This is a genomic window from Pirellulales bacterium (assembly GCA_035533075.1).
In the GTDB taxonomy this organism is placed as follows: Bacteria; Planctomycetota; Planctomycetia; order Pirellulales; family JAICIG01; genus DASSFG01.
The window spans coordinates 43,486-58,748 of record DATLUO010000104.1 but is presented as its reverse complement, the minus strand read 5'-3'; the positions used below and the strand labels follow the sequence as shown (position 1 = coordinate 58,748).

The 15,263-nt window shown below is 63.8% G+C and carries 12 protein-coding genes; 8 read left to right on the top strand and 4 right to left on the bottom strand.

Annotated elements, in window-relative coordinates; genetic code table 11:
- Positions 1-227 precede the first annotated feature (227 nt).
- The 3 genes from VNH11_14030 to VNH11_14020 all read left to right on the top strand — a co-directional run bounded on the left by VNH11_14030 (position 228) and on the right by VNH11_14020 (position 4,291).
- Positions 228-497, top strand: coding sequence for a hypothetical protein (locus VNH11_14030; GenBank protein ID HVA47484.1), 270 nt, complete (start codon positions 228-230; stop codon positions 495-497).
- A 43-nt stretch (positions 498-540) separates the two neighbouring features.
- Entirely contained in the window at positions 541-948 is a 408-nt protein-coding gene (locus tag VNH11_14025; protein ID HVA47483.1) for a hotdog domain-containing protein, read from the top strand.
- Positions 949-1,105: 157 nt separating this feature from the next.
- Complete coding sequence (locus VNH11_14020) at positions 1,106-4,291, top strand: PVC-type heme-binding CxxCH protein (GenBank protein ID HVA47482.1); 3,186 nt, start codon at positions 1,106-1,108, stop codon at positions 4,289-4,291.
- A 21-nt stretch (positions 4,292-4,312) separates the two neighbouring features.
- On the opposite strand, the gene VNH11_14015 is transcribed toward VNH11_14020, so the two are convergent.
- A complete protein-coding gene (locus VNH11_14015) occupies positions 4,313-5,032 on the bottom strand; it encodes a hypothetical protein (protein ID HVA47481.1) in 720 nt (239 codons plus the stop codon).
- A 343-nt stretch (positions 5,033-5,375) separates the two neighbouring features.
- On the opposite strand from VNH11_14015, the gene VNH11_14010 reads away from it, so the two are divergent.
- From VNH11_14010 to gmd, 4 genes are all read left to right on the top strand, one after another.
- Entirely contained in the window at positions 5,376-6,638 is a 1,263-nt protein-coding gene (locus tag VNH11_14010) for a hypothetical protein (GenBank protein HVA47480.1), read from the top strand.
- A gap of 64 nt (positions 6,639-6,702) precedes the next feature.
- A complete protein-coding gene (locus VNH11_14005) occupies positions 6,703-7,350 on the top strand; it encodes a Uma2 family endonuclease (GenBank protein HVA47479.1) in 648 nt (215 codons plus the stop codon).
- A gap of 39 nt (positions 7,351-7,389) precedes the next feature.
- A complete protein-coding gene (locus VNH11_14000; protein ID HVA47478.1) occupies positions 7,390-8,037 on the top strand; it encodes a Uma2 family endonuclease in 648 nt (215 codons plus the stop codon).
- A 1-nt stretch (position 8,038) separates the two neighbouring features.
- Positions 8,039-9,016, top strand: a complete 978-nt coding sequence (gene gmd / locus VNH11_13995) for a GDP-mannose 4,6-dehydratase (GenBank protein ID HVA47477.1) — start codon at positions 8,039-8,041, stop codon at positions 9,014-9,016.
- 13 nt (positions 9,017-9,029) lie between these two features.
- On the opposite strand, the gene VNH11_13990 is transcribed toward gmd, so the two are convergent.
- Positions 9,030-9,926: a YihY/virulence factor BrkB family protein gene (locus VNH11_13990; GenBank protein ID HVA47476.1), complete on the bottom strand. Its 897-nt coding sequence runs from the start codon at positions 9,924-9,926 to the stop codon at positions 9,030-9,032.
- A gap of 82 nt (positions 9,927-10,008) precedes the next feature.
- On the opposite strand from VNH11_13990, the gene VNH11_13985 reads away from it, so the two are divergent.
- Positions 10,009-11,793, top strand: a complete 1,785-nt coding sequence (locus tag VNH11_13985) for an adenylate/guanylate cyclase domain-containing protein (protein HVA47475.1) — start codon at positions 10,009-10,011, stop codon at positions 11,791-11,793.
- Positions 11,794-12,407: 614 nt separating this feature from the next.
- On the opposite strand, the gene VNH11_13980 is transcribed toward VNH11_13985, so the two are convergent.
- Positions 12,408-13,865, bottom strand: coding sequence for a leucyl aminopeptidase (locus VNH11_13980; GenBank protein HVA47474.1), 1,458 nt, complete (start codon positions 13,863-13,865; stop codon positions 12,408-12,410).
- A gap of 44 nt (positions 13,866-13,909) precedes the next feature.
- Entirely contained in the window at positions 13,910-15,157 is a 1,248-nt protein-coding gene (locus VNH11_13975; protein HVA47473.1) for an MFS transporter, read from the bottom strand.
- Positions 15,158-15,263 lie beyond the last annotated feature (106 nt).

Genomic DNA, 15,263 nt, shown 5'->3' with positions numbered 1-15,263 from the left:
GGGCCTTGCTGCAGGATCCGGACTCCGAGCAACGCGGCGATGAATAATGACGGCCTAAGCGTTATCATTTGTGAAGTGCAATGATCCTCGGATGCCGGGCGACTCGCCAGTGAGCTTCTGGCACTCCTATTCAAGAACTAGAAAGGTGGATTCCCCGCCTTTATATCAAAGTGCAACTCGGATCGGGAACAATCATCGGCAGAAGCTTCCATTACAGCGAGCACTAAATGACACATCGCCATAACAACCGCGGGCAAGATCATGTCGCCGATTGCGGCATTCGCTGTGCCAATTGCGGCTCACTCCGGGTGACGACGACCGAGGTCGACGATAAGTTTGATTACGGCGAGGGGCCGTCCGCGGTCTCGCTGCAAGTGCGGGTGCCGCTGCGAATCTGCCAAGAGTGTGGCTTCCAGTTCCTCGACGAGGAAGCGGAAGACCCGCGGCAGGAGGTGATTGCCGAGCACCAAGCTGCCTTGCACTTACGCGGCGGCTGATTCTGATACCCAAACGCGGTTCGCTCTCGCAGCGCATCTTTCAATGACCGAATCCATTTCATCCCGCTATCTGGCACTCAAGGCGGTGATGATGCCGCGCGACACGAACCCTCACGGCACCATCTTCGGCGGCGTGCTGTTGAGCTTCATCGATCAGGCGGGGGCCGTGGGAGCGCTGCATGAAGCACGTCGGGCAGGCTGGACCGAGCGACTCATCGTGACCGTGGCCATGAACCGCGTGGAATTCCACGAACCGGTGTTCGTCGGCGACGTGGTGAGTTTCTGGACGCGGATGGTGCGCGTCGGTACGACCTCGGTGACCATGCACGTGGAGGTCGAAGCCGACCGCGACGGCCAGCCGGTGAAGCTGACGGAGGCCGAGGTCACTTACGTCGCCGTGGAAGCCCTGGGCGACCAGCGTCGCCCGGTGCCGATTCGCGGCAACGGATAGTCTGTAGTCTGTAGGGTGGGACCAGCGAGCTTGCGAGCGCCGGCCCACCAGGAGCACCGATGGTGGGCCGGCGCTCGCAAGCTCACTGGTCCCACCCTACAAATCAGCTACACTGGCGACATGGTAAGTCAACGTCATGGGATAATCGAGGTCGACGATGCTGCGAATAGCTAAGCGCTTGCGCCTGCCGGTCGCGTTGCTGTATGTCCTTTTTGGTGCGTCGGCGCCGCGTGCCATTGCCTTGGAGGCGAGCAACGAGCAGATCGAACTCAACGGGCACACCTTCACGCTGCCCAGCGGCTTTACGATCGAAGTGGCCGCCGCCGCGCCGCTGGTCGAGCGGCCGATCACGGCTGATTTCGATGAGCGAGGCCGGCTTTACGTGTCGGATTCTTCCGGCTCGAACGACAAGGTGCAGAAGCAGCTTGAAGAGAAGCCGCACCGTGTCGTGCGGCTGGAAGACACCGACGGCGACGGCCGCTTCGACCGCAGCACGGTGTTCGCCGACAAGCTGATGTTCCCGGAAGGGACGATGTGGTACGACGGTTCGCTCTATGTCGCCGCGCCGCCCAGCATCTGGAAGCTCACCGACACCGACGGCGACGGCGTGGCCGACAAACGAGAAGAATGGTTCCAGGGCAAAACGCTCACCGGCTGCGCCAACGACCTGCACGGACCCTACCTCGGCCCCGACGGCTGGATTTACTGGTGCAAAGGGGCCTTTGCCGAGCAGACCTACGAGCGGCCCGGCCGCCCGCCGCTGGTGACGAAGGCGTCGCACATCTTTCGCGCCCGGCCCGACGGCACGCAGATCGAGCCGGTGATGACCGGCGGCATGGATAACCCGGTGGACGTGGTGTTCACGCCCGGCGGCGAGCGCATTTTTACGACCACGTTTCTGGTCCACCCCGGCGGCGGACTGCGCGACGGCCTGATTCACGCGGTGTATGGCGGCGTGTATGGCAAGGTCCACGCCGTGCTCGACGGACACCCGCGCACCAGTCCCGACGTGATGCCGGTGCTCGCTCATCTCGGTCCCGCCGCGCCTTGCGGTCTGACACGATACGAATCGGACGTGTTCGGCAAAGACTATCAAGACAATCTGTTCGCCTGCCTGTTCAATATGCAGAAGGTCACGCGGCACGTGCTGTCGGAAGATGGAGCCAGCTTCGCATCGCGCGACGAAGATTTTGTGGTGTCGAACAACCGCGACTTCCATCCCACCGACGTGCTGGAGGATGCCGACGGCAGCTTGCTGATCGTCGATACCGGCGGATGGTACAAGCTCTGTTGCCCGACGTCGCAGCTCGTGAAGCCCGACGTGTTAGGCGCGATTTATCGCGTGCGGCGAAAAGATGCCGACCGGATCGCTGATCCTCGGGGATCGAAGCTCGAATGGAAGAAGGCGAACCTGATCGAACTGCTGGACGACGCGCGGCCCGCGGTTCGGCATCGCGCCATTCAAGGACTTGGCGCGGCTGGAGAAGATTCCGTGCCTGTGTTGAAAACGGTTTTATTGGGACGGAACCGCATCTTCGAGAAGAGACCTCGGGCCACTCCGGGCCCTGCCCGAAAGAACGTGAACGCGATCTGGGCGTTGTTGCGAATCGGCACACCGTCGGCGCGCGAAGCGCTACGGTTGGCTCTGGATGATCCGAATCCCATCGCGCGTCAAGCAGCGATCCACTCCGTCTCCGTGCTCCGCGACCGCGACGCGCTGTCGAAACTTATCGCATTGTTGTCGAGTGAATCGTTGCCAAACCGGCGGGCTGCCGCCGAGGCGATCGGCCGATTTGGTAGTTGGCGCGGTGTCGAACCGCTGATGGTGGCGATCGGTAAGATGTCGCCCTCGCGCGAGTCGTCGTCGGACCGCGTACTGGAGCATTCGTTGATCTATGCCCTGATTGAGATCGGCAATGCGAAGTCTACCGCGGGTGGTCTAACGAGCAACAACGCCGTGGTGCAGCGGGCGGCGCTGATCGCCCTCGACCAGATGCCCAATGGCGGCTTGACGGCCGAGACGGTCATGCCGCTGCTAGCAGCAAACGACAGCGACCTGCGGCGGACGGCGGCCTGGGTCGCCGGCCACCATCCGGACTGGGCCGATGCGTTGGCCGGCTATCTACGCCAGCGATTGGCCGACGAGCGGTTGTCGAACGAAGACCGCGCCGAACTGGCCACGCAGCTCGGCACATTCGCGCAGTCGCCGACGATTCAGGAGTTGCTCTCAGCCCGAATGGTCGATGGCAACGTGACGCTGGCGGAACGTCGGACCGTTTTGGAGGCTATGCAACGCTCTGGGCTAAAAGACGTGCCGGCCCCTTGGATAAGCGCTCTGGCCCAACTCGTCGGGGTCGCCGATAAGAAAGTTGATCCCGATCTTCTCGCCGCGATTCGCGCAGTTCCGATTGCCAGGGCCGCGGCCGGCCCGGTTCGAGCGGCGCTCAAGGAGTTCGCGTCGCGCGAGGGCATCGAGGACCAAGACCGTCTCGCGGCGCTTGCGGCGGTGCCCGGCGGACTCGATGCGGTGCCGACGGCCATGTTCGAGCTGCTCACGGCCCAGCTTGATATCGATGCCGTGGCCGGCAACCGCGCCGCGGCCGTCGAGGTGTTTTCCAAGGCGAAACTTACGAGCGATCAACTCACCGTTCTAGCACCCAATTTCGCTGCCGTCGGCCCGCTGGAAATCGATCGGTTGCTGTCGGCCTTCGAGCAATCGACCGACGCTCAGGTAGGCCGGGCGCTCTTGGCCTCGCTCGGCGAGCCGGCGGTGATACCCTCGCTCCGCGTCGAAATGATCAAGCCGCGGCTGGCCAAGTATCCGCCCGCCGTGCATGCCGAAGCGGAAAAACTCTACGCGCGGCTGACGGCCGACATGGCGGCCCAGCGGGCCAGGCTCGATGAATTGGCTGAATCGCTGCCGCGCGGCGACGTCCGGCGCGGGCAGGCGATTTTCAATAATACCAAGACCGCCTGCGCCACCTGCCACGCCATCGGCTACTTGGGCGGACGGATCGGGCCCGACCTGACGCGCATCGGCCAGGTGCGGGCCGCACGCGACTTGCTCGAATCGATCGTCTATCCCAGTGCCAGTTTCGTTCGCAGCTTTGAACCGGTCGCGGTCGTCACCGTCGACGGGCTGACCTACAACGGCCTCGTGCGCAAAGACGCGCCCGACGAACTGGTGCTCGTCAAGAGCCCCACCGAAGAGATCCGCATTCCCCGAAACACGATCGAAGAGATTCGACCGGGCACCGTCTCGATCATGCCGCAGGGCCTCGACAAGCAGCTTACTCCGCAGGAGCTCGCCGATCTGGTGGTCTTTTTGCAGGGCTGCAAGTGAAACCAACGAGCCATCGCCTCACTACTTGGCTGCTTCCGCCGCCTTGCGTTGGCGATACTCGGCCAACGCGCCTTCGGGATCCTCATTGAAAAGATCGCGGCAGCCGGTGCAGCAGACATAATACGTCTTGCCCTGGTGCTGGACGGCGATCGTGCCCAGCCCGCCCGTCACCACGCATTCCGGCTCGCCCGGTCCTTTGGCGAAAGCCGCGCCCACGCGCGTCGAGCCGACCTCGGCCAGACGGACAAAGCGGTCGGCCGCACCGGACCGCTTCTCATACAGCACCAGCAAACGGTCGCCCGCCGCGACGGTGTGAATCGTGACGCGAGCGGGCATGTCGGCTGCTTGTCCCTGCTCGACCGCCACGAGCACGAGTCGCCCGTTGGCATCCCGGCTCCCGGAGAACTGGTCGTCGCCCGATTCGTCGGCCCGCTTGGCGGTCAGCTTGAATTGCCCCTTCGCTTCGCCGGGCATCAGCTTGCCAGACCGATAGTACTTCCCCTTCGGCGAATCGAAGACCAGCGCCGCACGGCCCTCGGCAAACTTCCAGGCCCAATCGGCCGTTTCGGTCCACGCGCCCTGGCTCGAACCGCGGCGGGGCTGACCTACGCCCCTCCACGAGCCCACGAACTGTTGGAACGGGGCCAGCGCCGCCTTGTCGGCGGTGATGCGGTCGTCGGCCCCGGCGCAAGCGGCCGTCGCGAAAAACAGAAACAGGCATCGGATTGTAGATCGCGTCATGGGCATTGGGCGTTTGCTGCTGGCTGGGGCAAAGCTGGCCGAGTTCGATTGTCAACTGCCAAAACACTCTGCGGCCAGCGATGCCCCGGTGGTATGAGCCGGGGCATCGGTTGGCCGCGGAGTCGTTGGGTACTTCCGACCGCTGCCTGGCCAACCTCTGCCCCAGCCACCGCGTGTCGCGAAGTCGCTGCGTTGCAAACCATCATCGACAAATGGTTCTTGACGATCAAGCCGCCGGCTCGTTCCCGCACGCCACCGCGGCAGTTTGCCCTTTAGTCCGTTCGCGCCGGGCTTTATACTTGCCGGTTTGAGTCCGACGGAAAACAAGAGGTACGAAGCGAAGATGGCCAGCCTGCCCCAGCCCCACGGTGGTTTGAAAGAACCCGTCTGCCGGACCGTTCCGGCCGACCAGATCGACGCGTTCAAGTCCGAGGCCCAAGGTCTCACCAAAGTGGCGGTTTCCGACGCCGACCTTTCCACCGTCTATCGCCTGGGCGACGGCACACTCAGCCCGCTTGTCGGACCCATGGACTCGGCTACTTATCACCGGGTGCTCGACGAAGGCTACATCCTGCACGGCGGCCGGCGCCATGCCTGGACCATCCCGCTGGCCTTCCCCGTGCCGACGGAGACAGCCGAGAAGCTAGCCACGGGCCAGCGCGTGGCGCTGGCCAACTCGTCGGACGACGTGGTGGCCATGCTCGACATCAGCGACATCTATCCCTGGGACAAACCGAAATATCTCAAAAGCGTCTATCTCACTGAGCGCACGGACCACCCCGGCGCCGACATGGTGCTCAAGGCCGACGGCGACAAGACGCACCTGTTGGGCGGCGCCATCCGCGTGCTGCCGCAGCCGAAGATCCCCAAGTTCGGCAAATACGTGCTCTCGCCGCGCGAGGTCCGCAAGCTGCTGGCGTCGAAGGGCTGGGACCGCACCGTCGCTTTTCAGACCCGCAACCCGCTGCACCGCGCCCACGAGTACGCCCTGGTTTACGGGCTGGAAACGCTGCTCCGCGCGGGCCACAACGCCGGCGCCTGCCTCAACCCGCTGGTCGGCGAGACCAAGGGCGACGACGTTCACGCCGACGTCCGCATGCAGACCTACGAGGCCCTGATCGAGCGGCGGCAGCTTGGCGAGGGCGACAGCGATTCGGACCTGTGGGGCAAGCGGAAGGAAGCCGTGCCCGACCGCGTGATTCTGCTGGGCCTCGACATCAAGATGTTCTATGCCGGGCCGAAGGAAGCGGTGATGCACGGCATCTACCGGCAGAACTTCGGCTTTACCGACATCGTCATCGGCCGCAAACACGCCGACGCGCCGTATCACGACGGCACGGCCATCTGGGGCGACTTCGACGCCCAGGAAATCTTCAGCAACTTGTCCGGCGACTTGCAGATCAAGCCGCTGAAGGTCGGTTTTGCCGCCTACTATGAATCGGCCGGCCGCGTCGATCTGATGGAGCTCCACAAGGACGAGAAGCCGGTCTTCATTTCGGGCAAAGACGTTCGCAAGACGCTGATCGAGGGCAAGACGGTCGATCCGCGGATCATGCGCGAGAGCACGTCGCAGATTCTGGCGGCGGCGATGAAGGGGAAAACCTGACGCTTCTGCATCTGTTATAATCAAAGATAACCAAACTTCCTTGCAGTCCTAATGAGGCACTTTGATGGCGACCGCCGAAAGACCGGTCCAGACCGCCGCGGAAAACCGGTTCGTGCTCTACAACATTCCGTGGGAAACGTTCCAGTTGCTGCGCAACGCCGACGGCCTGGAACGTACCCGCATGACCTACAATGAAGGGATGCTGGAGCTGATGTCACCCTCCTACCGGCACGAAGTGATCAAGAAGCTGCTCGCTCAAATGGTGGAGTCGTTTACTGTCGAGCTACGAATCCCACGGCGCAGCTTAGGCTCGATGACGTGCCAGCCGCGCAAGAAGTATAAATCGTTGGAGCCGGACGAGTGCTACTATATCGCCAACTTTGAGAAGATCCGGGGCAGACACGATATCAATCTCGATGTCGACGCTCCACCCGATCTGGCGATTGAAGTTGAAGTCAGCACCAGCGCGATCAAGAAAATGGGCATCTACGCGGCGCTCGGCGTGCTTGAGGTATGGCGTTGGCACGATGAGTCGTTGCGGTCGTTAGTGTTCGGCGCCGACGGGGAATACATCGAGACGGAGTTCAGCCCGAACCTGCCGATGCTGCGAGTCAAAGACCTGGAGCCGTTTCTCGACGTCGAGCTGGCCGGCGACGAGTCGCAATGGCTGCTGGCGTTCCGTCAGTGGGTGCAAGAGCGGTTTGGAGCGTAGGCAATTCGCAGCACGTGTACTTGCGCGAGGAGACTCTCGATGGCGACAATTCAACGGTCCGCACAACTTGGAGCGGAACATCGTTTTGTTCTCTACAGCGTTCCTTGGGAGACGTACGAGTTGCTGCGCGACGCTCGCGGCCTCGAGCGTGTTCGGATGACCTATGACCGAGGGACCTTGGAACTCATGACACCGTCGCAACGACACGAATCAGTTAATTCGCTGCTCGGTCAGTTGCTCGTAGCCTTTACCAACGAGCTACAAATTCCCCGACGCAGCCTGCGTTCGACGACCTGGAAGCGGCACGTGATGTTCAAAGGCCTCGAGCCCGACGAGTGCTATTACATCTTGAATCACCCGCGCATCCGAGACCTGCAAGAAATCAATCTCGAAGTTGATCCTCCGCCCGACCTGGCGATCGAAGTCGAAATTCGACGTGGCGCCATCAAGCGGATGGCCCTCTATGCGGCCCTTGGCGTGCCCGAAGTCTGGCGGTGGCACAAAAACGCCTTGAAGGCTTATGCGCTTCAGCCCGACGGCAGCTATCGCGAGATCGAAATGAGCCTGAATTTGCCGATGTTGCGCGTGAAAGACTTGGAGCCGTTTCTCGATCCCAAACTGACGGCGGACGAGTCGCAATGGAGCCGTGTATTTCGTCAATGGGTGCAAGAGCGGTTTGGAGCATAGCATGACACGCAAGGCCCTCATCACCGGCATCACCGGACAAGACGGCGCTTACCTGGCCAGATTTCTGCTTGGCAAAGGCTACGAAGTGCATGGTATGGTGCGGCGCTCCAGCAGCGAGAACTTCGAACGCATCGCCGACCTTTCCGGCAAAATCTCATTGCACCAGGCCGACCTGCTCGATCAACTCTCGATCGTCAACCTGCTGCGCGACGTGCGGCCCAGCGAAGTCTATAACCTGGCGGCCCAAAGCTTCGTGCCCACAAGCTGGCTGCAGCCCTTGCTGACCGGCGAGTTCACCGCGCTCGGCGTCACGCGCGTGCTGGAAGCCATCCGCCTGGTCGATCCGGCCATCCGCTTCTACCAGGCCAGCAGCAGCGAGATGTTCGGCCAGGTGCAGGAGGAGCCGCAGACCGAACGCACGTCGTTCTGGCCGCGCAGTCCCTACGGCGTGGCCAAGGTTTACGGGCACTGGATCACCGTGAACTACCGCGAAAGCTACGGCATCTTTTGCTGTTCGGGAATCCTCTTTAACCACGAGTCGCCGCTGCGCGGCAAAGAGTTCGTCACGCGCAAGGTGACCGACGCCGCCGCCCGCATCAAGCTGGGCGTGCAAGACACGCTTCGCGTGGGCAATGTCGACGCGCTGCGCGATTGGGGATTCGCCGGCGACTATGTCGAGGCCATGTGGTTGATGCTGCAGCAAGAGGCGCCGGACGACTACGTGGTCGCGACCGGCGAAAAGCACTCCGTGCGCGAGCTGATCGAGATCGCTTTTGCGCGGGTCGGCATCGATCCCGAACAGCACGTCGTCACCGATCCGGCGTTGCTGCGCCCCGCCGAGGTGAACCATCTTTGCGGCGACGCCCGCAAGGCGCGCGAGCGGCTCGGCTGGCGGCCGCGTGTCGGCTTCCGCGAGCTGGTGGAGATGATGGTCAACGCCGACCTGGAGCGCGTGCGTCGCGAAATCGCCGGTAGCTGACTTCTTGAGAAGCCTACGATTGATTCCTGTGTTCCGCGACTTCGTCGATGCTCCTGACGCCCGGCGGCAGCTTGATGGGGAAGCCGTAACGCCGGGCATAGACCTGCGTGAACTCCGCTCCCAACAAGAGAATCTGTGCCGAGTAATAGACCCACAACAGCACGGCCACCAGCGAACCCGCGGTGCCATACGTTGACGTAAAGCTGAACCGCCCCAGGTAAAACGCGATCAACTCGCGGCCGATCAAGAACAGCACCGAAGTCACCGCCGAACCGACCAGCACGTCGCGCCAGCCGAGTTCGACGTCGGGCAAAATGGTGAAGATCAACGCGAACAACAGCGAAATCACGGTAAACGACACCACCCAGTTGATGATCACCGCCGTCGGAAACGAAATCGGGAACTGAAGCGCCGCGCGCTCGCTCATTCCTTGCAAAAACGAAGTCAGCACTACCGATGCCAACAACAACAGTCCGGTTGCCAAGACGAGCGCCACCGACAACAGCCGATCGCGGAGCAGCGACCACCACACGCCGTGCGACGTGTCCACGACGCCCCATACTGTGTTCAGGGCGTCTTTCAGCCCCACCACGGCTCCCGTGGCGCCGAAGAAGAGCAACACCCCGCTGATCAGGGCCGCGAAAACGCCGCCTTGCGAGCGGTGAATATGGTCGGCCAGATCCTGCAAATAGGCGGCCACGTCGCTGCCGATCAGCGTCTCGAGTTCGGCCGCCAACTTGCCCTGGGCCGCGTCGGGCCCCCAGATGGCGCCGGCCAACGCCAGCGTGATGATCAGCCCCGGCGCCAACGAGAACACCGAATAAAAAGCCAGCGCCGCGCCCAGGCGCGGCACGTTGTCTTCCTGCCACTCGACGAACGTTTGCTTGATCACTTCCCACAGGCCAGACATATTATGAGTCTACCCGACGACAAAAATCTTGCGATGCGCGGCGGGATGTTATGATGGGGACGGACTCCGGATCCCAATCAACGTGGCCGACCTGATCGCACAAGGAAACGAACCGCACCAGCGCTGGCGACGCACCTTGCGCGCCAATCAGCAGTTTGTGCTCGGCCGCGACGCGGGAATCTATTCCACGCCCTGGGACGCCCAAATTTCCCGCCACCATGCCTCGGTCTGTTGGACCGACGGCCGGCTACGCGTCGAAAAGCTCGCCGAGGCCCGCAACCCGATCTTTCTTTCCGGCCAGGCCAACGAACACTTCGTCCTCTCTGCCGGCGAACATTTTGTCATCGGACAGACCACCTTCACCCTGGCCAGCGACACCGTGAAATGGCTGGCCGACTTGAACCGGCCGGTTGAGGAGCAGACCTTCAGCCCGCAGGCCCTGGAACGGGTCCGCTTCCGCAACGCCGACCAGCGGATCGAGGTGCTCAGCCGCTTGCCTGACGTGATCTCCGGATCGGTCAGCGAAAACGAGCTTTTCGTGCGTTTGGTGAGCATGCTGCTGGCGGGCATTCCGCGGGCCAGCGCCGTGGCGCTGGTGGCCACGTCGGAGAGTCCGGCCTCGGGGCCGCCCGTGCGGGTGCTGCACTGGGACCGGCGGCTGTCGGGCGGCGACGATTTTCGCCCCAGCCAGCGGCTGATTCTCGACGCCGTGCGGCGCGGCGAGTCGGTGCTCCATATCTGGGAGCCTGAGCGAGACGCCTCGGCCGCCCTGTTCACCATGAGCGCCAACGTCGATTGGGCCTTTTGCACGCCGGTCCACGGCGAGGCCTGCCGGGGCTGGGGCGTGTATGTGGCCGGCCAGTTCACGGGGTCGCTGTTGAGCGAGCGGCCCGCCGCGCCGGACGACCTGCGTGAGGACATGAAGTTCACGGAGCTGGTGGCCGCCACGCTCAACTCGCTGCGGCAGACGGAGCTGTTGCAGCGAAAGCAAGCGGCCCTGCGGGGCTTCTTTTCGCCGCAGATTCTGGAGGCGATCACGCACGAAGACCCCGAAGTCGTGCTGGCGCCTCGCGAAACCGAGGTCTCGGTGCTGTTCTGCGACGTGCGCGGCTTCTCGCGCCGCGCCGAGCGTCAGGCGGAGCACTTGCTCACGCTGCTCGACCGCGTCAGCAAGGCGCTGGGGGTGATGACGCACCACATTCTCGACAAGGGCGGCGTGTTCGGCGACTTCCAGGGCGACGCGGCGATGGGTTTTTGGGGCTGGCCGATCGCCCAGGAGAACATGGTCGAGCGGGCATGCTCGGCGGCCCTGGCGATTCGGCTGGCCTTTGAGACGGCGGCCCGCGAGCCGGGTCATCCGTTGGCCGACTTCCGCGTGGGCATCGGCCTGGCGACGGGCCGCGCCGTGGCGGGGCGGATCGGCACGACCGACCAGTCGAAAGTCACGGTCTTTGGCCCGGTGGTCAACCTGGCCAGCCGGCTCGAAGGGATGACCAAGATTTTGCACAGTCCGATTCTGCTCGACGAGCCGACCTCGCGTGCGGTGCGTCAGCAGGTGGCGGCCACCGTGGCGCGGTCTCGGCGGATTGCCGTGGTGCGGCCGTACGGCTTCGAGGGTCCGGTCGAGGTCAGCGAATTGCTGCCGCCGGCCGACGTTTACCCCGACTTGAGCGACGAGAACATCCGCGACTACGAGGCCGCGCTCGACGCCTTCGTTTCCGGCGATTGGTCGCAAGCGGTCGAGCTGTTGCACCGCGTGCCGGCCAAGGACCGCGTCAAGGACTTTTTGACCGTCTACATCGCCCAATACAACCGCACTCCGCCGGCCGGCTGGGACGGCGTTGTGACGCTCGAACGCAAGAGCTAAGCCTTCCGGCTGCGGATAGGGAGGGGGGTGGGCGCGGCGCCCACCTCGCCCAAAGCCGTGGCGAGCGGGACGCGTCAGCGTCCCGGTAACTTCCCGACACAAGGGCCATTTTTGAACCGCACCGCTCGTCGCAGCGCGGAGGTAACCCCACCATTGGCCAACTGTCGGATTCCGACAGTTGCGCAGCCGTTCCGCGTCCCACTGGCAAGTGGTTGGGAAAGGGCACTCGTGGCAGCCGAAAAAGTCAAGGAGCGGCTGAGCAGGGCAACTCGCGCGCTCGACGCCGCCGGCGTACCTTATGCCGTCGCCGGTGGCAATGCCGTGGCCGAATGGGTCGGCCGCAAGGCCTCGGCCTGCGCGGCAGGCGACACGTTTGTCGCGTGTTCTCAGGGGGCCGATCCCGCGGCGCAAGAAATGGGTTGCGTTCAAGAACTGGTGCGATTTCGGTTGGACGCTTCCCTGCCGCCCTCGACTGGAAGGGGCTGTTGGGCGCGTCGTTCTGTTAGACCGCGAACGCGAACCTCCGCCCGGCAAGCGGACGGCCTCCGGTCGGAACAAAACTGGCATCAGCACACGCTCGTCGGAGGTGATTTTTTGCGCATGCCAGCCCCAACTTACGACCCTTGTCGGGCAAGCTCGACGAGCGTGCGGACAAAGACGCCGCTGCCGCCGCCGTCGAGCCAGGGCTTGGGCTTCTCCAGAAAGGCCGGGCCGGCAATGTCGAGATGCACCCAGGGAACGTCACTCACAAACTCTTCCAGGAACTTGGCCCCGGCAATCGCCCCCGCCCAACGGCCTTCGCCCGTGTTGCGGATGTCGGCCACCTCGCTGCGAATGTCTTCGCGATAATCGGCATACATCGGCAGTTGCCAGAGGGGTTCGCCGCAATCGCGCGCGGCGGCCATCACCCGGTCGCACCAAGATTGATTGTTCGTCATGGCGCCGGCCACGTCGATGCCCAACGCCACCACGCAGGCGCCGGTGAGTGTGGCCAGGTCGACGATCGCCGACGGTTTTTGGGCGACCGCCACGTCGAGCACGTCGGCCAGCACCAGCCGCCCCTCGGCGTCGGTGTTCATGACTTCGATCGTTTTGCCGTTGCGCGCCCGCAGTACGTCGCCCAGCTTCATCGCCGAGCCGCTGGGCATGTTCTCGACCAGGCCCATCAGGCCCACCACATTCACCGGCAACTTCAGACGGGCAACGGCCGTCATGGCGGCCAGCACCGCCGCCGCGCCCGACATATCGCACTTCATGGTTTTCATCGAATCGTTCGGCTTCAACGAGAGTCCGCCTGAATCGAACGTCACGCCTTTGCCCACGAACGCCAGCGGGCGCTGATCCGCGGGTCCGCCGTGGTGCCGCAAGATCACCAGCCGCGGCGGACGGACCGAGCCGTGCGCCACGGCCAGCAGCGAGCCGCACCCCTCGCGCTGCAGCCGATCGAGGTCCCATAGCTCGATCGCCAGGCCGCACGCTTCCGCCAATTCGGCCGCTCGTGCCGCGAACGTTTCGGGGTAAAGCTCTTGCGGCGGCTCGTTGATCAACCGACGGGCCAAGTTGACGCTTTCTCCCAGCACGCTGCCCGCTTCCACCGCCCGATCCGTTGCGCCCGCCCATACCAGCTCGGTGAACGGAAACCGTTTCTTCTCCGTGCGGTACAGGTCTTGGCCCTGGCACCCAATGATCGCTCCCGCGATGCCGCTTTCGACGACCGCATCGCTGGCGCCGCGTGTCAGATAAAAGGCGACTCGCGAACGTTCTTTGGCGGCAAGCTGCCGGGCAGCGGTCGCCGCCGTGCGCAGCGCCGTGCCCCGATCGTACTCGGCCTGTTTGCCCAGGCCCACCACCAGAAGCTGCGGTGCTTCGATGCCCACCACGCCCCAGAGAGGCGTGAGCTCGTAGAGTTTGCCCGAAATCTCCTTGCTCTCGATAAGCCGCGTGAGCAGGCCACCGCTGGCCCGGTCGGCTTCGATGCCGGCGGGGTTCAGCCCGGTGTCGGCGAAGACGCCGACAACCGCGGCATCGGCGGAGACCTTAATTACGCTCTGGTCAGTGGTTGAAATCTGCATCAGGATCTCTTTCGTTGTAGGGTGGGCCGGCGCTCGCAAGCTCGCTACCCGCTTTGCTCTGTCCCAGCCACCGTTGTTCGCCCTCGCTCCGGCGAGCGGACCAGCGCCAGCAGCACGACGGCGCTGGCCGCCAGCGCGGCGCCCAGGCCAAAGGCCGCCAAAGGGCCGGCCCGTTCATACAATAAACCGAACACCCAACTCGCGGGCAAGGCGGCGATTCCCATCAGCAAGTTATACCAGCCATACGCCACGCCCGTGCGCTGCCGGCCGGCAAGCTGCACCACAAGCGTCTTTTCGCTTGGCTCCGTCAAGGCATAATACGCCGCGTAAAGAATGAACAACGCCCAGATGTGCCAGATGGAGCTCGCGAAGGCGAAGCCCAGATAAATCACGGCATACCACAGCCAGCCGACGATCAACAGGGGTTTCGCTCCCAACCGATCGACGGTGTGCCCGCCCAGAATGTTGCCGGCGCTCTTGGCGAGGTGGAACACGAACCAAAGAATCGGCAGCAGCGGCTTGGCCACGCCCAATTCGCCGGCGCGGGCCAGCAGAAACAGGTCGCTCGAATTCCCCAGGCTGAACACCAGCAAGGCCGCCAGGTAGAGCCGGAAGTCGCGGGAGTAGTGCCGCAAGCTCAGGTCGAGCGGCTTTCCCGCATGCTCGTGAGGCTCGGCTTCTTTCAGGCCGAAGACGGTCAACGCCACCACCAGCAGGCCGGGGATGAGTGCCAAAAAGAACATCGGCCTTATCTGATCGGGCCAGGCCCAAAGGTACGCGGAGGCCAGCAGCGGTCCGAGCGCGGCGCCGAGGTGGTCCATCGCCCGGTGCAGGCCAAAGGCCCGGCCGCGCATCAGGGGATCGGTCGAGTCGGCGATCAAGGCGTCTCGCGGGGCGGTGCGCATTCCCTTGCCCACGCGGTCGCCCACGCGGATGGCCAACACGTGCCAGGGCAGCAGTGCCCATTTGAGCAGCGGCCGGACCAGGGCCGGCAACGCGTAGCCGAAGACGACGAACCCCTTGCGACGCCCCGCCCGATCGGACCAGCCGCCCGAAAAAAGCTTGAGGATGCTGGCGGCGCTGTCGGCGCAGCCTTCGATCAGTCCCAGCGATTCCTTGCTCGCGTGCAGCACGCCGATCAAAAAATAGGGCAGCAGCGGGGCCGCCATTTCGCTGGCCGTGTCGTTCAGCAGGCTCGTCCAGCCCAACAGCCAGACGTTGCGCGGCAGTCGGCCGGCGGGCACGGTCGGCGGTGGTTCGGGCGTGTCGGGCAACTCTGTTCCTTGTGTCATTCGTCAATTGATGGACGGGCGGTGGCTGGGGCAGAGCTTGGCCGCAGAGCGTGTTCTCAAACCGGGCCGAATCGGGCCAAGCTCTGCCCCAGCCGCCTGTTTGGGT